Here is a 20,475-nt window from a genome sequence, read left to right on the forward strand (position 1 = left end):
ATGTGGAACAGATAAAAATTGATGAATTATACATTAATTCTATTCTTGTCTCCGCGAAAACACTGGATCGGAATAGCAAAAATGGCATAGATGGGGAGGATCCTACTCAGCTATTTGTGCTTTCTGTAGATGGAAAAACTAAAACTCTTCTCACTCCCAGTAGTTTTTATGTTCAGAAGTGGGTAGTCAATAAACAATCTGGCACTTTAACGGTAACGGGCTTTCCCGACTTGAATCAGAATAGAAAACTGGATAAATCAGAATTTAGTCAAATTGAAATTTATGATTTAAAAACCCTTAAGTTAATTCATAAAATATAATACTTATTCATCTTACAATTTCTCTTCAAAACAAATGACCTGATTTATTGTTATGGAATAATAATGCCTAAAAGTATTTTATGACTAAATATTTCACACTGATTGCTTGTTTCTTTTTCGCAATTCAATATTCATTTGCTCAAAATGACGCTGATACGATTCACTATCGTAAAATCTATTATTTTGCCGGAACTGGATTGGCGCTACCTATTGGAAAGACGAAAGAAGTACTTTCTCCGAAATTATTTGCTGGGAGCATGGGATTAGATATTTCGCTTAAAAACTCTAAATATTATCTTTATCCTGCCTTGTATATGTTCAATTTTGACTACGATCAGAAAATCGAGGATAATAAATACAATCATTTAATTGAAAATGGAAATGCAAGTATATATATGTTGAGTTTGGCTGGAGGAACGCGGAAGCAGATGAAAAGACTTAATACGTATGTCTATGGTGGTCCAAGTTTTGGCTTAGTCAATGAACCTCGCGCTCAAAAATTGGAGACTACCGTTAAAATCGACTACGATAGATCATTTGCTATAGGGGCTAAAGTAGGGGTTGGAGCGGATTATAAATTTAAAAGTTTCTTTTTAGGGGGAGAGTTAGGATATATGCGGCATTTTACTAAAGTACAAGGACGACCTTTTCATGCTATGACCCTGTTGTTTGGTTTGAAATCTGATATTACTAGACTCGGGGAGAAAGTAGTAGAAATAATTGCTCCGTCATCGAATTAGCGATTTGTTAAAAAGTGTTAAAATCAAAAATATGAAATAATAAACTTATTAGACCTGCGTTTTAAGGGTAGAAATTAATATTCATAATTTCATATTTAGGTTAATAATTGGTTTGGTACCCCTACAGTTCTCCGCTGTAGGGGTTTCTTTTTATAATCTATTTGTTACAATTGCCACTTAATCTTGGCATGCTATTTGATAATATATTAACGAATATAAAATTTTCAATAATTTCATATTTAGGTTAATAATTGGTTTGGTAAACCCTATGCTCTCCGCATAGGGTTTTTTTATATTTCTCGATTTTTGTAATAATACTTTTTATCTTCATCGGTTATTTTACGGATTACTTTACAAGGATTACCTACCGCAATGACATTTGCAGGAATATCTTTTGTAACTACTGAACCTGAGCCTATTACCGAATTAGCGCCTATATTTACATTGGGATTAATGACCACATTTCCACCAATCCATACATTATCTCCTATAGTTACAGGCAAGGCAAATTCTAATCCTGTATTTCTTATTTCTGGATGAATAGGATGTCCAGCAGTATAAATGGACACATTTGGTCCAAACATCACATTTTCACCAATAGTAACTGGTGCGCAATCTAAAATAGTAAGGTGATAATTTGAGAAAAAATTATTTCCAATGCGAATATTAAAACCATAATCACAATAAAATGGCTGTTCTATGCAAAACAATGCATCCGTCTCTCCGAAAAGCCCGCGTATCAAAGCTTTTCTTTCTTTATAATTTTTAGGATCTATCTGATTGTATCGATAACAGGCGCGTTGTGCTTCGAGTCTATCTTTTTGTAATTCTTTGTCCGAAGCCATATATGGCTTGCCTAAAATCATTTTATCTTTCTCAGTCATGGCTTGTATTTTGCACGTAAATATATTATTAAGATACATAAAGTCATTTTTATTCCATTAATTCACGATAATAATCGGGTAAACATATTTAATAAGTATCTTTGGGCAATCATTAAAGTATGGATAAACACATTTCAAATCGGATTGGTGTCATCGGGAGTGGTAGTTGGGCGACGGCCATGATTAAGATGTTGACAGACAATCAATCAGAAAAGGAAATATATTGGTGGGTAAGAAAACGGGAGGATATTGCATACATTGAATCCTATAAACATAACCCAAGTTATTTGACAGCCGTAGACATTAAAATTCCTTTTGAGCATATTTCTTCAAAAGTGAAATTTGTATTTGACAACAGTGATATTATTGTGTTGAATACCCCAGCGGCTTATCTTAAAGATGCCCTTCAGGATTTAAACGCAGAAGATTTTCAAAATAAAATCATCGTTTCGGCGATTAAAGGTATCATTCCAGATGAAAATCAAATTGTAGGAGAATATCTGACTTCTACTTACGGTATTAGCATAGAAAATATTATTGTTATCGGAGGACCTTGTCATGCAGAAGAAGTTTCGCAAGAGAAGTTGTCGTATTTAACATTTGGCTGTAATGATTTAGAAAAAGCTGAAATTGTAGCTTCATTATATAAGAGCCGATACATAAATACTATTGTTTCGGACGATATTTTGGGTATTGAATATAGTGCTGTATTGAAAAATATCTATGCCTTGGCTGGAGGCATTTGTCACGGACTAGGATTTGGGGATAATTTTCAAGCGGTATTAGTATCCAATGCGATCCGTGAGATGGAATATTTTGTGGAAGTTATTAATCCAGGATCACGTGATATTAATGCTTCCGCGTATTTGGGTGACTTATTGGTTACCGCTTATTCACAATTCAGTCGAAACCGCACATTTGGCAATATGATTGGCAAGGGATACAGTGTGAAATCTGCTCAATTGGAAATGAATATGGTTGCCGAAGGGTATTATGCGTCGAATTGTATTCAAGGCATTATTGCTAAATATCAATTGGATATGCATATTTGCAATATGGTGTATCAGATATTGTACAACAATAGCCCTGCATTAAAAGAAGTAAATATATTAGCACAGAAATTGTCGTAAATAAGATGACAAAAGAACATATAGCAGAAACCTATCAGAAGATACAAGATGAAATTACCCAAGCCTTGGAGGCTTTGGATGGGGGAGCGAAATTCGAGGAAGAAGTTTGGGAACGCGAAGGCGGTGGTGGAGGAAGAACACGTATTATTCAAAATGGAAATATTTTGGAAAAAGGCGGTGTAAATTTCTCTGCTGTACATGGGAAATTACCTGAGGCTATTAAAAAAGCTTTTGGAGTTGATGAAGAATATTTTTTCGCTACGGGTGTTTCTATTGTTATTCACCCGAACAATCCGCATGTTCCGATTATTCATATGAATATTCGTTATTTTGAATTGAACGAACAAATTCGTTGGTTCGGTGGAGGAATAGATTTAACGCCGCATTATGTTATTGATGAAGATGCGAAATTCTTCCATCAACAATTAAAAAATGTATGTGATACCCATCATCCTAATTTTTATGCTGATTTCAAAACTTGGGCGGATAACTACTTTTTTATCAAACACCGAAACGAAACGCGCGGAATTGGTGGGGTATTCTATGATAAATTGACTCCTGAAAAGACAGGATTAAGCTATGAGCAAATCTTTGATTTCTCGTGTGATTTGGGAAGAATCTTTGCACCGACTTATATAGAGCTTGTTAATAGACATCGTGATCAATCTTACACACAACGAGAGAAAGATTGGCAATTGATTAGGAGAGGTCGTTATGTGGAGTTCAACTTAGTATATGATTCGGGTACGAAATTTGGTTTGGAAACCAATGGTCGTATTGAGTCAATCTTAATGAGTTTACCGGCACAAGCTAACTGGTTTTATGATTTCAAAGCGGAACCAGGATCGCAAGAAGAAAGAACTTTAGATTTATTGAAGAAAGATATTCCCTGGGTATAATTATCAATTATTAATGATAAATTTCAATCGTTTCAAACTAGATAATGGTTTGACAGTTTTGGTGCACGAAGACCATACTACAGCTATGGCTGTGGTGAATATTCTATACAAAGTAGGAGCTCGTGATGAATCTCCTGAACAAACAGGTTTCGCACACTTGTTCGAACATCTTATGTTTGGAGGTTCAATAAATATTCCTAATTATGATGCTCCTTTGCAATCCGTAGGAGGCGAAAACAATGCTTTCACAAGTAATGATATTACGAACTATTACATCACATTGCCTTCTAATAATTTGGAAACAGCATTTTGGTTGGAGAGTGATAGAATGTTAAGCTTAGCTTTCAGTGAGCAAAGTTTAGAAGTTCAGCGTCAGGTAGTTTGTGAAGAGTTTAAGCAGCGATACTTAAACCAACCTTATGGAGATGTTTGGTTGAAACTGCGGCCTTTAGCCTATAAAGTTCATCCATATAGATGGGCAACTATTGGTAAGGAGCTTAGGCATATTGAAGAAGCAAAAATGGAAGATGTAAAAGCATTCTTCCAAAAATTCTACACACCTCAAAATGCTATTATGGTGGTAGCAGGAGATGTAAATCTTGAGGAAGTCAAAGCGTTAGCAGAAAAATGGTTTGGTGATATTCCGGCAGGTAATGCTTATGAACGTAATTTGCCTCAAGAGCCAAAGCAAGAAGAAGCTAGATTTGAAAGTGTAGAAGCTGATGTTCCAGTAGATGCTTTATATATAGCATTTCATGGACCAGACAGACTTTCTCCAGATTATTATGCTACCGATTTAATTTCTGATTTATTATCAAGGGGTTCCTCCTCCAGATTGTATCGTTCGTTGGTAAAAGAAAATCAAGTTTTCAGCGAAATTAATGCTTACATGATGGGCAGTATTGATACTAATCTTTTTGTGGTAGAAGGAAAACCGTTACCGCATATATCTTTAGAAGATGCTGAAAAACATATTTGGACGGAACTGGAAAAAATAAAATCTGAACTGGTTGCTGAAAATGAACTGCAGAAAGTGAAGAACAAGGTAGAATCAACCATGTTATTTGCTGAACTATCAATTTTGGATAAAGCGATGAATTTGGCTTTTTTTGAAATGCTAAGCAAAGCAGAAGATTATAATCAAGATGTGGCTAAATATAGTGCTGTTACTATAGAAGATATTCATCGTGTAGCCAATTCACTATTTGTGAAAGAAAACTCTTCTACATTATTTTATAAATCATAAGCGAAGGAAAATGTTGAATAGAACAGTAGCACCTCATTTCAAAGAAATAAAGGATGTTAACTTGGTAGAACCAGAAAAAATGGTTTATGCCAATGGATTGAAAACATTTATTTTTCAAGCTCCAGATTTGGATTTGATTAAGTTAGAATTCACTTTTGATAATATTCTATTAAAAGAAGAACTTGCTACATTAAATCCTGTGCTTTCTTCAATGTTGAGAGAAGGTACAGAAAGTCTAACATCCAAACAGATAGCGGACACCGTTGATTTTTACGGTGCTTATTTGATGCCAGAATACAGTTTTGATCAAAGTTCATTGACTGTATATACGATGCACAAATATGTAGATAAAATACTTCCAATTTTAGCCGATATCCTGCAGCATTCTATTATTCCACAAGCGGAATTAGATACGCACATACGCAATAATAAACAGTCTTTACAAATCTCGTTGCAAAAAAATGATGTGCTAGCAAGACGTAATTTCTATAAGGAAGTCTTCAAAGGAACGCGTTATGGTGTGCTTCCGACAGAGGAAACATACGATGCTATTGAGCGAGCGCACATTGTAGAATTGTATCGTAAGCAGATACAACCTGCTAACTGTAATTTGTTTATTGCTGGAAATATAGACGCCAATTTGAAGTCTTTAATAGCTACTTTATTTGGTCAGGAGTGGGAAAATACACATGAGCTGGTGAAGAAAACTTCATTGGAATTCCAACCGTATTCTTCGGAATTGTTGATCAAAGAAAAACCAGAGGCTTTACAATCTGCGGTTCGTTTAGGCGGATTAACTATTAATCGCCGTCATATTGACTTCCCTGCATTACAGTTTGTAAATACATTATTTGGCGGTTTCTTTGGTTCACGTTTAATGCGTAATATTCGTGAAGAAAAAGGGTATACGTACAGTATAGGTTCGTACATTGGAAATTTACGTCATACAGGATTTATAACTATTGCTTCGGAAGTTGGCGTTGATGTGACACAAAATACGCTGAGTGAAATTCAGAAGGAATTTGAAATCCTTAGAAATGAAAAAACTTCTGAAGAAGAAATTGCCTTGGTTCGTAATTATATGCAAGGAATGCTTTTAGGAAGTTTAGAAAGTATTTTTTCGCATGTCGATAAGTTCAAAGCAGTATACTTTTCTGGATTAGGAACAGAATATTACCAGTATTATTCTTACATCTTAAAAGATATGAATGCGGATAAGGTGCAAGATATCGCTCAACGATATTTTGACTATGATAAATTATTTAAAGTGGTAGTCGGAAAGATTTAAGATCAAACTTTAAAATTAAAAAAGCCCAATGAAAATTTTTTCATTGGGCTTTTCCTTAATACAGTAAAAACGGAGTTATTTCTTTTTCCCAATCTTCAATGCCTTCTCTTGTGTTTATTTTATGTTGTTTCAAATATTTAAAAGCATTTGGTATTCCTAATAATTTATCTAAATGTTTGTTTCCATCAGGATTAACGTTGGTATGGTAATTACGTTCTTTTAAATGATCTGGAAACATGCTGTAGATAATCTGAATGAGATTTATGAAATATTGAACGGATTGAAATGCAGTTGGATTTTTAGGAATAATTCTCAAACCGTGACATTCTTCTCCAATATACAAACTCATTGTGGAGGTATAATGTACAACCTCTATATCCGCGCCAACTAATTCTTTGGAAACCTGTTTATATAATAGATCAGCATCTATCCAAGGCGCACCGAATTGTGCAAAAGGATAATCTGTTCCTCGGCCTTCTTGGATATTTAATCCTTCAAAGAGACAAGCACCCGCGTACGTATATATAGTTTCTCTGTTTTGAATGGCTGGAGATGTAGGGAAGAAAGGATAGTCTGTGTTTGTTGCCCTATTCCAGTTTTCCATTTTCTGAATTTGTAAATCTAATTTCGGGTAATATTTACCTCTGAAATATTGAGCAAGTTCTGCCAAAGTACATTGGTGAGTAATAGGAATATTAAATCTTCCTATAAATGAACTACAACTCTCATTCAAAAAAGGACCTTCTGCCAAATGAATAGCCTGCTCTATTGGATTTGGTCTGTCTAATAATAGGACTGGCTTATTGTATTTTTCGCAACTCTCCAATACGTGGGTCATCGTCCACAAGTAAGTATAAAATCGAGCTCCAATATCGGGTAAATCCACTATAATCAAATCCAAATCGGCTAAGTCTTTCTCCGTCGGAGCAAGTTTTTCACTATATAGACTGATGATAGGAATTTGTGTTGCGCTATCAATGTGGTGATCGATATAAGCCCCATCATCTCCAGTTCCATCAAATCCATGTTCGGGAGCAAAAAGTTTGGTTATATTAAATCCAGCGTCTTTCAACGCTAATCGGCTATGTTGATCCTTACTAGTCATTGAGGCGGCATTGCAGACTAATCCTATTTTTAAGTTTTTATTGATGGATTCTTTTTCAAGTAAAATATCGACGCCAAAACGTGTGGTAGATTTCATGCGCTGAAAATAAGGAATTACAATTTAATCCAAAGATTTATTGACCTTATTATATAAAGAAGCGTAGTATTAAAATTAAATTGTCGTGATTGTATTTAATTTTTTATACTGTTTTGGGCTAGTATCCGTTACACTTTTAAATATTTTATGAAAATTCACAAAGTTGTTGAAACCGGATTCAAAGCAAATTTCTTTGAGATTCATATCAGAAGATTTTAATAATCTACAGGCATGAGCGACACGCAGTTCACTTACGAATTGGATTGGAGTTTTACCAGTTTTTTGTTTAAAATATCTACAGAATGAATTTTTAGTCATCTTCGCTAAGCTCGCTAATGCATCCAATTCCACTTTATTACGGTAATTATCTTTAATGTAATTAATCACATCATTCATCCTTTTATGATCTAACGAATGCGTATAAACTTCGTAGTTTTCGCTAATCAACATTTGCGGTTGATACTTTTCGAAATAATGAAGGGATTCGATGAGTTTGGTGATTTTAAGAATATCCGATTTCTCATGAATATAAGCAAACAGGTCGTTGAACATGGCGTCACAATTCTCCAAATACATTACTCTTGATGAATTGGAAATCAACTGTTGAATACTTTTAGCTTCTTGTAATTGATAAAAACCTTCGCCTAAAAAATTAGGTTTAAAGTGGATCACAATACAGTCAATCGGATTATGTTTGTGAAGATAATCACCATCAAAAAGCCAATAATGCGGAATGTTAGACCCAATTAAAACACAGCTGTTTTCAGCAACACTCTGAATACAATCCCCGACGAATAAAGTTCCCATACCTTTTGCTAAATAGATAAATTCAATTTCTTCGTGATAATGCCAAAGATTATGGTGTTGCGGATAGCTATCTCTGCGCACATGTAAGTTTTTATGATAACTTTCTGTGAGGCTTAGTTTTTTCATATCATCGGTTTATATTATCCACTTATTCAAGTAAATCCTAAAAATTAATACTAAAGTAGATAATATAGTTTATGTTTTAGGTAAATTGGTTTATGTAATTATTCTTTAATACCTTTAATTTTATTCCAATCAATTATAAACAAAGACCATGACGAAACAACAAAAGTATACTTTTGCAATTATACTGATTACATCACTATTTTTCTTTTGGGGATTTATTCATAATCTAGATCCTATATTAATCAAGCATTTACGCAGTGCATTTAGCTTAACACATTTCCAAGCGTCCTTAGTTGATTCTGCTGTATTCGTTGCCTATTTTTTATTGGCCATTCCAGCTGGAATCATCATGCAAAAATTTGGTTATAAGGCTGGTATTCTCGTTGGATTAAGTTTGTTCGCCTTGGGTTGCTTTTTGTTTATACCTGCGGCTAACACAGTGAGTTATGGTTTTTTCCTAACTGCCTTATTTATACTTTCTTGTGGATTGACTATTTTGGAAACAGCCGCAAATCCATATATCACCGTGTTGGGTGATCCTGCTAAAGCTACTCAACGCCTTAATTTTGCGCAATCTTTCAATGGTCTTGCAGCTTCACTAGCACCAATTGTTGGAGGAGTTTTTATTCTTGCAGAAGAGCCAAAATCTTCAGAGGAATTAGCTTCCATGTCTGAAGGGGCAAGATTAGCCTACATTCAAGCAGAAACAGGATTAGTGAAAGGACCTTATTTGGTATTGGGGTTAATTATATTGGTTGTTGCCGTATTATTTTTTCTGACCAAATTACCAGATATCAAAGAAGAGGAGGATGGTTCTACTGAGCATGTGGGCTTTTTCAGGAGTCTAAGACACATGCAGGTTCGTTGGGGAATTGTTGCGCAATTCTTTTATGTAGGGGCGCAAGTTTACGTATTTAGTTTTTTATTAGTTTTTGCAGAAGATGCAATAAATATGGCTGGTCAAGATGCAAAATATTACGCAGGACTAGCGGGCTTTTTGTTTATGATAGGGCGATTTGTCGGCACATTTTTTATGCGTTATATAGCTCCTTACAAATTGCTTATGCTTTATAGCATATTTTCTATACTGTTAAGTCTTATAGTGATTTTTGGAACTGGAATATTTACGTTTTATGCGTTGATTGGGATTACGTTTTTCATGTCAATAATGTTCCCGACAATTTTTGCGATCGGCATACAAGGCGTAGGAAGAGATACCAAGTCCGCTTCCAGTTTTATAATTATGTCAATCGTAGGTGGTGCGGTTATTCCTCCTTTAGCAAGTATGATTACAGATAGTACGAAGAATATTCACCTTTCTTATGTGGTGGTATTGTTGTGTTTCCTGGTTATATTGTTGTTTGGATGGAAAACACGTCATGTCAAAGCTATTCAAAATTAAAAAATAGAAATGAAGAGATATGCTTTAGGATTGGATTTAGTAAATGATCCAAAATTAATTCAAGAATATGAGGAGTACCATAAAGCTGTGTGGCCAGAAATCAAAAAATCGATAGCTGATGCGGGAATAGAAAATATGGAGATTTATCGATTTGGCAATAGGTTGTTTATGCTTATGGAGACAGCTGAGGATTTTGATTTCTCTGTAAAAGCTGAAATGGATGCTTCAAATTCAAAAGTGCAAGAATGGGAACAATTGATGTGGAAATATCAGCAAGCGATTCCAGGAGCCAAAGAAGGTGAAAAGTGGGTATTAATGGATAAAATATTTCAATTATAAATGGAAAAAGAGCGTTTGTATTTTTTACAAATACATTCAAAAGATAATGTGTTAGTTGCTTTGCAGGATTTGCAAGCAGGACAAGTCATTGATTTTGCAGGACAAACAGTTGTTTTAGTAGATCATATTAAAGCAAAACATAAATTTACTTTGGCTGATTACGATAAAGATCAGGAAATCTATATGTATGGTGTTTTGGTAGGAAAATTAAACTATGCGCTACCAAAAGGAAGTTTAATTACTGTAGACAATCTGCGCCATGCTTCAGAAGATTTTAAATTGGGTGAGCGCAAATTGGAATGGCACAAGCCGGATGTTTCGAAATATCAGAATAAAACATTTTTTGGTTTTCATCGATCGAATGGTAAAGTAGGCACCGCCAATTACTGGCTGGTCATTCCTTTAGTATTCTGTGAAAATAGAAATGTCTTAACGCTAAAATCTGCATTAGAAGAGAGATTAGGCTATAAAGTAGAAAGCAAGGATTATTCGAATGAGGTAGATTTACTGCTTGATCGATATAAAGCAGGAGCTTCTATCGATGAATTATTACAGATGGACTTAACCTCTTCTAGTATTAAACAGAAGACTAATCGGCCTTTTCCAAATGTTGATGGTGTGAAATTCTTAAATCACGATATGGGTTGTGGCGGGACACGTATGGATTCCGATGCCCTTTGTGGATTATTAGCGGGGTACATCACGCATCCTAATGTGGCAGGTGCGACGGTTCTAAGTTTAGGGTGTCAACATGCACAAGCTTCCATATTACGTGATGAAATCGCTAAAAGAGACGCTAACTTTGATAAACCGTTATACATTTTTGAGCAGCAAAAGGAGGGGACGGAAGCCGAATTGATGCAGAAGGCTCTCAAAGCAACTTTTGCCGGATTAGCTCAGGCTAATTTGCAGACGCGTCAACGCGCTACATTGGACAAACTTTGTATTGGCTTAGAGTGTGGAGGCTCAGATGGTTTTTCGGGAATATCCGCCAATCCCGCTTTAGGAATGGTTTCGGACATTATAGTTAGTTTAGGCGGTTCAGTTATCCTAGCAGAATTCCCTGAATTGTGTGGTGTTGAGCAGGAAATGAGCGACAGATGTCTGAATGAAGATATCGCTCAACGCTTCATGTACTTAATGAAAACCTACAATGCCAAAGCAGAAGCAGATGGTTCAGGATTTTATATGAATCCTTCTCCTGGAAATATTCGTGATGGTTTAATCACGGATGCAATTAAATCCGCAGGAGCAGCTAAAAAAGGGGGCACTTCTCCTGTAGCGAATGTCGCCGATTATCCCGAACTAGCAGATAAACCTGGATTGAATCTATTGTGTACACCAGGAAATGATGTGGAGAGTACTACAGCAGAAGTGGCTGCCGGAGCGAATGTTGTGCTTTTTACAACAGGTTTAGGCACGCCAACGGGTAATCCTATTGCACCGGTAATTAAAATTTCTACCAATACAACAACTTATGAACGCATGCCAGATATAATAGACATTAATTGTGGGACTATTATCGATGGACAAGAAACAATAGAAGAATCAGCTCATCGTATACTTGATTATGTCATTGAAGTAGCAAGTGGTCAACAAGTTCCAAAAGCTGTGAAGCTTGGACAAGATGATTTTATTCCTTGGAGAAGAGGTGTGTCGTTATAGAGATTATGTAATAAATACAATTTAAATTAAGATGTCAAAATTAGAAGGGAAAGTTGCCGTAATTACAGGAGGTGGAAGTGGTATTGGCCAAGCGATTTCAGAGCTTTTTGCTGCTGAAGGGGCTATGGTACATATCATAGATTTAAATGTTGAAGGTGGTAATAAGGTGGTTCAAAATATTATTTCAAATGGAGGAGGAGCGAAATTACACATTTGCTCCGTTTCGAATCAAGCAGAGATAATAAACGTTATTGATTCAATTGGCAAAGTAGATATTCTGGTGAATAATGCGGGAATTGCACATGTTGGAAATCTCGAAAACTGCGCTGAAGCAGATTTTGAAAAAGTTTTTGACGTCAATGTCAAAGGCGCATATAACGCATTATATGCTTGTGTTCCTAAAATGAAACAACAAGGCAGCGGAGTAATATTAAATTTAGCTTCTATAGCAGCGGTGGTCGGTATTGCTGACCGTTTTGCTTATTCGATGAGCAAGGGCGCTATTTACGCAATGAGCATGTCTGTAGCCCGAGATTATATGAAGTATAACATTCGAAGTAATTCTATTTCTCCAGCACGAGTTCATACACCTTTTGTGGATGGATTTATCTCGAAAAACTATCCTGGAAAGGAAGTAGAAATGTTTCAAAAACTTTCCGATTCACAACCTATAGGCCGTATGGCAAAACCAGAGGAAATTGCTAAATTGGCTCTATTCCTATGTTCGGACGATGCCGCATTCATCACAGGTAATGATTATCCAATTGATGGTGGCTTTATTAAACTCAATAACTAACAATTAAAATATAAATAATGAAATTAATACGATTTGGTGAAGTTGGTAAAGAAAAATGTGGTGTACAGATAGAAGGTGTAAATTATGATGTTTCCGATTTCGTGTCAGATTATAATGAATCTTTTTTTGAAAATGAAGGGCTAAAGAGACTACAAGACTATTTGGAAACAAATACTGAGAGACTAACTGAATTACCTAGGGATTCCAGATTAGGTGCTCCGTTTTCAAGGCCTTCCAAAATTGTTTGTATTGGTTTGAATTATAAAGACCATGCAGAAGAAACAGGAGCTGCGATACCAGCAGAACCTATTATTTTTATGAAATCTACCACCGCATTAATAGGTCCGAATGATACGGTAGTAATACCTAAAAACTCTAAAAAAACGGATTGGGAGGTTGAATTTGGAATTGTAATCGGCCAGAAAGCGACTTATGTAGAAGAAGCTGAAGCATTGGATTATGTGGCTGGATATGTATTACACAATGATATTTCGGAGCGTGAGTTTCAAATAGAGCGTGGTGGTACTTGGGATAAAGGCAAAGGCTGTGATACTTTTGCGCCGATGGGACCTGTACTCACTACAAAAGACGAAATTCCTGATATCAATAATGTAAATCTTTGGTTGAAAGTGAATGGCAAGACATATCAAAATGGTAATACCAAGAACTTAATCTTTTCTGTTCCTTTTATTGTTTCTTATGTTTCGCAATTTATGACCTTGCTTCCAGGCGATGTTATTTCTACCGGAACTCCAGCTGGAGTGGGTCTAGGATTTAATCCGCCGATATATTTAAAAGAAGGAGACGTTATTGAATTAGGAGCAGATTATTTAGGCGAGCAAAGACAAGAAGTAATTGATTATAAAAAATAAAACAATATGCGTATAGATGCTCATCAACATTTTTGGATTTATGATCCTGTGAGAGATTCTTGGATTACAGACGAAATGTCTACTATTCAGCGCAATTTTTTGCCAAATGATATTTCTCAAACGCTAAAAGATAATCGTATTGATGGTGTAGTGGCTGTTCAAGCTAGCGAAAGTCATCAGGAAAGCTATTTTTTGGCTGAGTTAGCGCAGGTTTACAAATTGATAAAAGGTGTTGTAGGGTGGGTAGATTTACATTCTGCACATATTGATGAATATTTAGAAGAATTCAAAAAACATGAGATTATCAAAGGTTTTAGGCATGTTATTGAGGCGGAACCCCATGGTGATTTCTTGAGTTCAGATGAATTTTTGCGCGGTATAGAAGCTCTCACAAAATACGATTATACTTACGATTTGCTGATTAGACCGCGTCATTATGCAAGTACATTGGCATGTGTAAAGGCTAATCCGAATCAAAAATTTATGCTTGATCATATTGCAAAGCCACCTATCAAATCCCAAGAGTTTGAAGAGTGGGCTTTGTTTATTGAAAGTCTAGCATCTTTTCCAAACGTATTCTGCAAAGTTTCGGGATTGGCAACAGAAGCGGATTGGACGAATTGGCGACTGGATCATTTTACACAATATATTGATCATGTCATCAAAAGTTTTGGTAAAGATCGTGTATGTTTCGGATCAGACTGGCCGGTTTGTTTACTAGCAGCCAGTTATGAACAAAGCATCGAAATTGTTCAAGATAAATTAAAAGATTTCACAAACGAAGAACTCGATAAGTTTTGGGGACTGAATGCCGTGAAATTTTATAATCTCAAATAACTAATATGGACTTAAATTTAAAAGGCAAAGTTTTCATCGTCACGGGTGGAGCAAAGGGTATTGGTAAAGGCATTGTTTTGGCGTTAGCAAAGGAGGGAGCCATTCCTGTCATTGTTGGGCGTAAACAATCCGATAATAATTTGGTAAAGGATGAGGTTGTAGCTTTAGGAGGCGAAGCCTTATGCGTTGAAGCAGAATTGTCCAATCCTGAAGAATCTAAAAAAGCAGTAGACGCCACTTTAGAGAAGTATGGTCGGATTGATGGGATTGTAAATAATGCAGGGCAAAATGATGGAGTAGGATTGGAAAATGGTAATTATGAAGATTTTATCCAATCTTATCATAAAAATGTGGTACACTATTATTTGATTGTACATCATGCATTATCCGCTTTAAAAGAATCTAAGGGAGTAATTGTAAATATTAGTTCTAAAACGGCAGAAACAGGTCAGGGAGGTACTTCGGGTTATGCAGCATCAAATGGAGCACGCAATGCCTTAACGAGAGAATGGGCCGTTGAATTGTTACCTTACGGTATTCGTGTGAATGCCATTATAGTAGCTGAATGTGCTACTCCACAATACGATACTTGGATTCAAACATTGGATAATCCAGAGGAAACATTGAAGAAAATTACAGATCGTATCCCCTTGGAGCATCGTATGACGACTCCAGAGGAGATTGCAAATACAGCTGTGTTTTTACTTTCCAATCGATCAAGCCATACTACGGGACAATTGGTTTATGTCGATGGGGGATATGTGCATCTTGATCGTGCTTTAATAAAAGAATAAAAACAAAAGGGGATTTTTAAATCCCCTTTTGTTTTGCTTTTAATTATAGTATATCTTAGCTAAATTATCTGGATCAAATCCCTTCTCTAATATTCCATCGAACTGGAAATTAGAATGTTTGTTATCTGCAAAACTACTTTCAGCTGAGTTTGCAAAAACTTTTGTTTGCTGAAGGTCTTTTTTAGACTTAATAGACTCCAATACGTTCCAACCTGATAATGTAGGCATGATGACGTCCGTAATTACAATATCTGGTTTTGTTTTTTCTATATAGGAAAGCGCATGCTCTGCGTCTTCAAAAAATTGAATATTCTTAAAATTGCTAAAAGCTTGTTTTGCTAATAGCAAGTTTATCTTATTATCATCAATGAAGACTATAGAAGTATCTACAGGAATTTCCTTTGTAACCCTAGATTGAATTGTAGGTTTTTTATTAGCAACAGATTTATTCATTGGAACTTGTAAAGTAAAAGTGGAGCCTTTTCCTAATTTACTTTTTACGCTAAGTTTGCCATTTATTTGCTTCGCTAAAATCTGAGATATGTGTAGTCCTAATCCAAAACCAACTTTGTTTTTTTCGCCATCGACAGTATAGTATTTCCTAAAAACCTGATCGATTTTTTTATCGTCTATTCCTATGCCTGTATCCACTATATCTATGGATATTTTATCATTTACAATTTTGCTTTCGAGCTTAATACTGCCTTTGTTGGTGTATTTTAAGGCATTATTAATTAAATTAGAAATTACTTGTCTAAGCCTAAATTCGTTGGATTTAATTTTTAATATAGGATCTAATTGATTTTCGTTAATGAAAGTAAGACCTTTTTGCTCCGCTTGGTATTTATGTAAACTGAAAGTGTCGTTGATAATTTTAGAAATATATACTTCATCAAGTACCACGTCCACAGCACCAGATTCTATTTTACTTAAGTTGAGAATATCATTAACGGTATTATTGATGAGATTAATGTCGTAATTGATATTTGACAGTAATTTGTCATCAATTTCTTCCGCTTTATTGGAAGTCAACAGCTTCATAACACCTTTCAATGAATTTAGAGGTGTACGGATCTCATGACTGATATTGGTTAATAAACTGGTTTTTTCCTCGGCTAATTGTGACGCATAGTCTTTCTCTTTTATCAATTTGTTCTCGTATTTCGATACGACATATTGATAATATATAATAAACATCAACATTAAAAGAATCACACATAAGGCCATTATAGCATACGAGCGAAACTTTTGCGTGTTGAATTTATAGAGCACATAATCATCTTTTTCCGCTGTTCTGAATTTTAAAAATTCAATTTCTCGAATGGCTTCAATTGATTTTTTGAGTTCATTTATTAATTCATAATTGGAAGTGATGATCTTTCTTTCTTTTTCTTTGGAAAGTAGATAGACCCTTCTTAAATCTTTTATATTGCTTATATAGCTTGCTTCATTCGTACGAATGAGATTTTCAATATACTTTTGAACAATGTCGATTTGGTTTACATTTAATACCGCGGTATTATTAGTGTTGAGAACTGTATCATTTTTAGCATTGAAAATTCTCTTAAACAGATTTTGTTTTTTCTTCACTATAGTATCTGCATCAGAATCTAGGCGCGCCAATGTATCGCTTAAAATGCGATTGATAACCGAATCACTGCTGACAATTCGATCTCTTTGGACTGTTCTTAAATTATTATTATTCTTAGCAAAATTCTGGTCTGCGAAAATTATTAAATCGTCTATCTGCTTTTTAAGTGCTAAATATTGCATAGATAGCGATTGATCCAAAATGGCAATTTCCTTCTTTTGGACTTTGGTGTTTTGCTGCGCTGGAATAGTATCCAAAGCGTGAATTATTTGCCCTAATGTATCTAATTTACTTTGATAGGCTTTAAAATTCTTGTCATCGAAAGATATAGCATACAATCGAAATAAATTGTCTACTTCTGTGAACGTCGAGAAAAGCTCATATAACGCCGGCGATACCTTGGAATTATGAGATTAGGCAAGATTTAATCTATTTTCAACTTGCTTATACTGTTTGTATTGTTTTATGAATATGGTGCAAAGAATACTGAAAGATACTAGGATAACTAGCACTAACAATAATCTCAACAAAAAAGTTTTTCTAATTGGCACGGTTTTGCTATTTGTATGCGTAAAGATATCAATAATCTATTTATTATCAATAATTCACTACAAATATATTTATTTAAATAATATAATTTTATCTAAAAAGAATAATTATTTGTTATATTGAAAATTTAGTTTTTTTAATCCTTCTTTTATTTCTGGAGCATTCATAAACAAATTCCAGATAAATTGGGATCGATAATTCTCAATCATTACGATAATTGGTCCTTGATCAATAGCGAGATAACGTTGAGGAAACCAGTTCGCCGTTTCACTATAAGCATCATAAAAACCATAAGGCCCCCAAACTTTTGACTCCAGATTCTGAAACAAATAATTAGCAAAGGCGATACTTTCTTTCGGACTGTAAGGCATAGATGATAATGCTGCGGTAGGAGAAATTACGCCCTTATCATTATCTGGGTGATGGGCTTCATATCCATTAATCGAATAGCTGGCTGTTAATCCCCAACCTTTATCCGGACCATAACCTAAATAATTATTAGGATTATCATCTGCATAAGCGATATTGATACGTGTATGATTTTTAACAACCTTTCCATAATCCACATAGTCATCTTTTAAACCATTCGGGTTTAATCCAAGAAAGCTGTAATGTGCCCAAAATAATGGACCTACTTCTCCCTGAATAGCATTATGCTTTGCTACAGTAGGTATATTATATTTTTCAATAGCTGTTTTAATTTTTCCATTTCGGGTCCAGCCATTTACATAAACTTGTTTGTCGATTGGAAAAGTAGGAGATGAGGCTGCTAATATATAGGTGATTAAGCATTCATCAAAACCTTGAATAGGATGATTCATCCCAAATTCGTGTTCTGGACTCCAATGCCAAAAGATAACATTTGATCTGTTTGTATAATGTGCCCAATCAATTTCTTTCCATAGTTTGTGGGCTAATAGAGCGATGTCTTTCTGCTCAGGACTACCATTTTTATAGTACTCCCGAATACAAATCAGCGACTGCGCTAGAAAAGCTGTTTCTACGATATCTCCGCCATCATCTTTATTGCCAAAAGCTTTGACTTTGCCAGTAGGACCATCATACCAATGCGCATATGCTCCTTTAAAACGTGGGATTTTATCTAGATAATTTAAAGCTTTTTTAAATCGTTCTAAGGCTTCTTGGGATTGAATAAAATTTCTTTTTTCTGCAACCAATATACTCATCAATCCAAAACCACTACCTCCAATAGTAATCACGTCTTTATCATTCTGCGGATATACACCATCCAAATGAATGCGTTCACGCGCAAGACCAGAAGTAGGTTCAGCACCTTCCCAAAAGTATTTAAAGGTTTGTCGCTGAATTTTGTTCAATAATTCTTCCGTCTGCTTATCATTTTTTGGTAAGTCAGTTGTTTTACATCCTATAAGAAATAATAGTATAAAAATATATGAAGGGATTAATTTCATGAAATATTATTAAAACCTCCTCTCAATAGAGAGGAGGAAGTTTTATACTTAACTATAATCAGGGTTTTGAACTAATATTCCAGCAGATTTATCAATTTCTGGCTGTGGAATAGGGAAGAAGCGATGTTTTAATTGGTAATTAGAATGTCCGGCGTCGCGCATGGTCTGTACATCAATATCCCAACGTATCAAATCATAGAAACGTTCGTTTTCCATACCCAATTCAACCTGTCTCTCATGTCTTATGGCGTTGCGAAGAGCAACTTGATCACGTGTTGAAATGGCTGGTAAAATGGTAGTATTGCCTCCTCGTGCACGGACTCTAACTCTTTCTAATAAATCTAAAGCTAGATCTGTATTCGCTGCCCCACCAACCTCATTAGCAGCCTCTGCTGCTAGTAATACTATATCCGCATAACGTATTATACGTACATTGAACCATTCTCCGAAACGGCTGCCATATCGTGATCGTAAGGTAGGATTAGTATACACTTTTTTATTCCAATAATCTCTTGGTAAATTATCGGGTAAAACTTCTCCATAAGGTTCGTTGCGTTGTCCGCTATATAATACGGTCACATCTTTACGGGGATCATCTGTTTCAAAAGCATCAAGCAAACGTTGATTAGGAACATTCCATCCCCATCCTAAATCCCAAGCGCCAGATCCACGGACACCTTGTCTACCAGCGTAAGTAACCCCAAAATTTTGAACGCCATCGAATAAAGCTTGAATTTCAAAGATGGATTCTTTACTATTTTCACTCTCCTCACGGAAAATCATATTATAAGGTACACTCAAATCATAAATACCGGAATTAATAATTTGCATCGCAGAAGCTAAGCCTTCGCTGTATCTTTTACGAGCCATGAAGGTCTTGGTTTGTACAGCCAAAGCTGCTCCTCTTGTAATACGTCCTGGATGACTTGGCCATGTTTCAGGAAGATACGCCACCGCATCGGCTAAATCTTCATCGATTTGTCTATATATATCATTGATACTTGATTTAGGAATATTAGCGGAAGCTTGATCAGTTATCTTGAAATTAATAAGAGGTATTTCCCCAAATGTTCGAACCATATTAAAATATGCCCAAGCACGTAAGAATTTGACCTCTCCAATATTAGCTAAAGTTCCTTCTGTAGGATTATCAATAGAATCTGCTGTAGCCAATACATTATTAGCTAGATTGATTAAATTGTAATGTCCAGTCCAATAATTATTGACTAACCAATAATCCAATGGATAATTAAATTCATCAAAGATAGGACCTGCGGCAGCATTATCGCCTGAATTACTGCCTAAACTGGCATCATCCGAGCGAATATTGTGCAGCACCACATAAGGCAAGCCACTCGTTCCTTCGCTTCTTAAACCTGCATAAGCCGCAAATACTTGACCTTCTAAGGAACCCGTAGGCATTTCTTCTTCCGTAAATCGCCCTTTCGGTTTAATATCTAACCAATCTTTACCACAGCTGCTTATGAAAAGAAGCAGGGCTATGCTTAGAATAAATTTATAAGTGTATATCGTTGTTTTCATAATTACTTACTTAA

The 20,475-nt window shown here is 35.3% G+C and carries 19 protein-coding genes; 13 read left to right on the forward strand and 6 right to left on the reverse strand.

Going from position 1 to position 20,475, the window contains the following annotated elements:
* Window positions 1-2: 2 nt before the first annotated feature.
* The gene (locus tag H8B04_RS07150) at window positions 3-320 is read left to right on the forward strand and encodes a hypothetical protein (protein WP_190301898.1); all 318 of its coding nucleotides are present in this window, start codon (window positions 3-5) and stop codon (window positions 318-320) included.
* An 80-nt stretch (window positions 321-400) separates the two neighbouring features.
* Complete coding sequence (locus H8B04_RS07155) at window positions 401-1,060, forward strand: hypothetical protein (protein ID WP_165289804.1); 660 nt, start codon at window positions 401-403, stop codon at window positions 1,058-1,060.
* Between the two features lie 290 nt (window positions 1,061-1,350).
* On the opposite strand, the gene H8B04_RS07160 is transcribed toward H8B04_RS07155, so the two are convergent.
* A complete protein-coding gene (locus tag H8B04_RS07160; RefSeq protein WP_165289803.1) occupies window positions 1,351-1,944 on the reverse strand; it encodes a sugar O-acetyltransferase in 594 nt (197 codons plus the stop codon).
* Window positions 1,945-2,063: 119 nt separating this feature from the next.
* Here H8B04_RS07160 and H8B04_RS07165 point away from each other — a divergent pair, with 119 nt between their 5' ends.
* Genes H8B04_RS07165 through H8B04_RS07180 form a run of 4 tightly spaced genes read left to right on the forward strand, consistent with a single transcriptional unit; the run spans window position 2,064 to window position 6,507 of the window.
* Window positions 2,064-3,074 carry an NAD(P)H-dependent glycerol-3-phosphate dehydrogenase gene (locus tag H8B04_RS07165; RefSeq protein WP_190301899.1) on the forward strand — a complete coding sequence of 337 codons (1,011 nt, stop codon included), beginning with the start codon at window positions 2,064-2,066 and terminating at the stop codon, window positions 3,072-3,074.
* A 5-nt stretch (window positions 3,075-3,079) separates the two neighbouring features.
* On the forward strand, window positions 3,080-3,973 hold the full coding sequence (gene hemF / locus H8B04_RS07170) for an oxygen-dependent coproporphyrinogen oxidase (RefSeq protein WP_165289802.1): 894 nt from the start codon (window positions 3,080-3,082) through the stop codon (window positions 3,971-3,973).
* A gap of 13 nt (window positions 3,974-3,986) precedes the next feature.
* Complete coding sequence (locus H8B04_RS07175) at window positions 3,987-5,219, forward strand: M16 family metallopeptidase (RefSeq protein WP_165289801.1); 1,233 nt, start codon at window positions 3,987-3,989, stop codon at window positions 5,217-5,219.
* A 10-nt stretch (window positions 5,220-5,229) separates the two neighbouring features.
* Complete coding sequence (locus tag H8B04_RS07180) at window positions 5,230-6,507, forward strand: M16 family metallopeptidase (protein WP_190301900.1); 1,278 nt, start codon at window positions 5,230-5,232, stop codon at window positions 6,505-6,507.
* 55 nt (window positions 6,508-6,562) lie between these two features.
* On the opposite strand, the gene H8B04_RS07185 is transcribed toward H8B04_RS07180, so the two are convergent.
* Both H8B04_RS07185 and H8B04_RS07190 read right to left on the reverse strand, forming a co-directional pair.
* On the reverse strand, window positions 6,563-7,708 hold the full coding sequence (locus H8B04_RS07185; RefSeq protein WP_190301901.1) for an exo-beta-N-acetylmuramidase NamZ family protein: 1,146 nt from the start codon (window positions 7,706-7,708) through the stop codon (window positions 6,563-6,565).
* Between the two features lie 75 nt (window positions 7,709-7,783).
* Window positions 7,784-8,641, reverse strand: coding sequence for an AraC family transcriptional regulator (locus H8B04_RS07190; RefSeq protein WP_190301902.1), 858 nt, complete (start codon window positions 8,639-8,641; stop codon window positions 7,784-7,786).
* Between the two features lie 148 nt (window positions 8,642-8,789).
* Between H8B04_RS07190 and fucP the strand changes: the two genes are divergently transcribed.
* From fucP to H8B04_RS07225, 7 genes are read left to right on the forward strand one after another with little or no spacing between them, the layout of a single operon-like run.
* Window positions 8,790-10,043 (forward strand): L-fucose:H+ symporter permease, encoded by a 1,254-nt coding sequence (fucP, locus tag H8B04_RS07195; RefSeq protein ID WP_165289797.1) that lies wholly within the window; start codon window positions 8,790-8,792, stop codon window positions 10,041-10,043.
* Between the two features lie 9 nt (window positions 10,044-10,052).
* A complete protein-coding gene (locus tag H8B04_RS07200) occupies window positions 10,053-10,382 on the forward strand; it encodes an L-rhamnose mutarotase (protein WP_165289796.1) in 330 nt (109 codons plus the stop codon).
* On the forward strand, window positions 10,383-12,047 hold the full coding sequence (locus H8B04_RS07205) for a UxaA family hydrolase (protein WP_165289795.1): 1,665 nt from the start codon (window positions 10,383-10,385) through the stop codon (window positions 12,045-12,047).
* Between the two features lie 31 nt (window positions 12,048-12,078).
* Window positions 12,079-12,843, forward strand: a complete 765-nt coding sequence (locus H8B04_RS07210; protein ID WP_165289794.1) for an SDR family NAD(P)-dependent oxidoreductase — start codon at window positions 12,079-12,081, stop codon at window positions 12,841-12,843.
* 17 nt (window positions 12,844-12,860) lie between these two features.
* Complete coding sequence (locus tag H8B04_RS07215; RefSeq protein WP_165289793.1) at window positions 12,861-13,715, forward strand: fumarylacetoacetate hydrolase family protein; 855 nt, start codon at window positions 12,861-12,863, stop codon at window positions 13,713-13,715.
* A gap of 6 nt (window positions 13,716-13,721) precedes the next feature.
* Window positions 13,722-14,552, forward strand: a complete 831-nt coding sequence (locus tag H8B04_RS07220; RefSeq protein ID WP_190301903.1) for an amidohydrolase family protein — start codon at window positions 13,722-13,724, stop codon at window positions 14,550-14,552.
* A gap of 5 nt (window positions 14,553-14,557) precedes the next feature.
* Window positions 14,558-15,346 (forward strand): L-fucose dehydrogenase, encoded by a 789-nt coding sequence (locus H8B04_RS07225; RefSeq protein WP_165289791.1) that lies wholly within the window; start codon window positions 14,558-14,560, stop codon window positions 15,344-15,346.
* A gap of 39 nt (window positions 15,347-15,385) precedes the next feature.
* On the opposite strand, the gene H8B04_RS07230 is transcribed toward H8B04_RS07225, so the two are convergent.
* The 3 genes from H8B04_RS07230 to H8B04_RS07240 form a co-directional block, all read right to left on the reverse strand.
* The gene (locus H8B04_RS07230; RefSeq protein WP_190301904.1) at window positions 15,386-17,275 is read right to left on the reverse strand and encodes an ATP-binding response regulator; all 1,890 of its coding nucleotides are present in this window, start codon (window positions 17,273-17,275) and stop codon (window positions 15,386-15,388) included.
* Between the two features lie 318 nt (window positions 17,276-17,593).
* Window positions 17,594-18,919, reverse strand: coding sequence for a glucoamylase family protein (locus H8B04_RS17260; protein ID WP_190301905.1), 1,326 nt, complete (start codon window positions 18,917-18,919; stop codon window positions 17,594-17,596).
* 48 nt (window positions 18,920-18,967) lie between these two features.
* A complete protein-coding gene (locus H8B04_RS07240) occupies window positions 18,968-20,461 on the reverse strand; it encodes a RagB/SusD family nutrient uptake outer membrane protein (protein WP_190301906.1) in 1,494 nt (497 codons plus the stop codon).
* Window positions 20,462-20,475 lie beyond the last annotated feature (14 nt).

The sequence above is a fragment of the Sphingobacterium litopenaei genome, assembly GCF_014692495.1.
Lineage (GTDB): Bacteria > Bacteroidota > Bacteroidia > Sphingobacteriales > Sphingobacteriaceae > Sphingobacterium > Sphingobacterium litopenaei.

What these genes read in the sequence shown, in the direction of transcription:
- H8B04_RS07155 (WP_165289804.1), top strand. Translation starts at nt 401, where the DNA reads ATGACTAAATATTTCACACTGATTGCTTGTTTCTTTTTCGCAATTCAA.
- H8B04_RS07160 (WP_165289803.1), bottom strand. Translation starts at nt 1,944, where the DNA reads ATGACTGAGAAAGATAAAATGATTTTAGGCAAGCCATATATGGCTTCG.
- H8B04_RS07165 (WP_190301899.1), top strand. Translation starts at nt 2,064, where the DNA reads ATGGATAAACACATTTCAAATCGGATTGGTGTCATCGGGAGTGGTAGT.
- hemF (WP_165289802.1), top strand. Translation starts at nt 3,080, where the DNA reads ATGACAAAAGAACATATAGCAGAAACCTATCAGAAGATACAAGATGAA.
- H8B04_RS07175 (WP_165289801.1), top strand. Translation starts at nt 3,987, where the DNA reads ATGATAAATTTCAATCGTTTCAAACTAGATAATGGTTTGACAGTTTTG.
- H8B04_RS07180 (WP_190301900.1), top strand. Translation starts at nt 5,230, where the DNA reads ATGTTGAATAGAACAGTAGCACCTCATTTCAAAGAAATAAAGGATGTT.
- H8B04_RS07185 (WP_190301901.1), bottom strand. Translation starts at nt 7,708, where the DNA reads ATGAAATCTACCACACGTTTTGGCGTCGATATTTTACTTGAAAAAGAA.
- H8B04_RS07190 (WP_190301902.1), bottom strand. Translation starts at nt 8,641, where the DNA reads ATGAAAAAACTAAGCCTCACAGAAAGTTATCATAAAAACTTACATGTG.
- fucP (WP_165289797.1), top strand. Translation starts at nt 8,790, where the DNA reads ATGACGAAACAACAAAAGTATACTTTTGCAATTATACTGATTACATCA.
- H8B04_RS07200 (WP_165289796.1), top strand. Translation starts at nt 10,053, where the DNA reads ATGAAGAGATATGCTTTAGGATTGGATTTAGTAAATGATCCAAAATTA.
- H8B04_RS07205 (WP_165289795.1), top strand. Translation starts at nt 10,383, where the DNA reads ATGGAAAAAGAGCGTTTGTATTTTTTACAAATACATTCAAAAGATAAT.
- H8B04_RS07210 (WP_165289794.1), top strand. Translation starts at nt 12,079, where the DNA reads ATGTCAAAATTAGAAGGGAAAGTTGCCGTAATTACAGGAGGTGGAAGT.
- H8B04_RS07215 (WP_165289793.1), top strand. Translation starts at nt 12,861, where the DNA reads ATGAAATTAATACGATTTGGTGAAGTTGGTAAAGAAAAATGTGGTGTA.
- H8B04_RS07220 (WP_190301903.1), top strand. Translation starts at nt 13,722, where the DNA reads ATGCGTATAGATGCTCATCAACATTTTTGGATTTATGATCCTGTGAGA.
- H8B04_RS07225 (WP_165289791.1), top strand. Translation starts at nt 14,558, where the DNA reads ATGGACTTAAATTTAAAAGGCAAAGTTTTCATCGTCACGGGTGGAGCA.
- H8B04_RS17260 (WP_190301905.1), bottom strand. Translation starts at nt 18,919, where the DNA reads ATGAAATTAATCCCTTCATATATTTTTATACTATTATTTCTTATAGGA.
- H8B04_RS07240 (WP_190301906.1), bottom strand. Translation starts at nt 20,461, where the DNA reads ATGAAAACAACGATATACACTTATAAATTTATTCTAAGCATAGCCCTG.